1 protein-coding gene is annotated in these 625 nt (G+C 69.4%); it reads right to left on the bottom strand.

What is annotated here, in order from left to right; genetic code table 11:
• Window positions 1-625 (bottom strand): MBL fold metallo-hydrolase (locus ACNPP0_RS01800; RefSeq protein WP_527892099.1); only part of this gene is annotated, 625 nt, incomplete at both ends.

Here is a 625-nt window from a genome sequence, read left to right as displayed (position 1 = left end):
CCGCGGGATCGCCCGTCGCCGGACCGCCCGCCGCGGGATCGCCCGCCGCAGCCCCCGCCCGCGTACCGCTTGTGTCAATCACCAGGCGGGTGTCGGCCATGGCGATGCCGGCTTGGCGGTACACGTCCACCCCGGCCGCGATGGCGCTGTGCAGGTAGACGGGCCGGTCGATCCATGGGGCCAGTTCCGCCAACACGCGCTGCGCCTTGCCCAGCGCGTAGCAATAGAGGATGGCGGCCTCGCCACGGGCTGCGCAATGATCGCGCCATTGGACGATGTCGCGCGCCACGTCCGACGTGTCGGGCCAGCGGTAGATGGGCAGGCCGAAGGTGGCTTCGGTGATGAAGGTGTCGCAGGGCACGACTTCAAACGGGGCGCAGGTGGGATCCGGCTGGCGCTTGTAGTCGCCCGACACCACCCACACCTGGCCGTCGACTTCGATGCGCACCTGGGCGGACCCCAGCACGTGCCCCGCCGAATGCAAGGACACGCGCGCATTGCCCAACGTGAAGGATTCGCCGTATTCATGCACCCGGTAATCCTGCTGCCCCAGCCGCCATTGCAGAATCGGCAAGCCTTGCGCGCTGGTGTGATAACAGCCCATGCCCGCGCGGGCGTGGGGGGC

This window comes from Achromobacter semiaridum, assembly GCF_053543755.1.
Note: the sequence above shows the minus strand (reverse complement) of the source record. Positions and strands in the feature narration are given on the sequence as shown.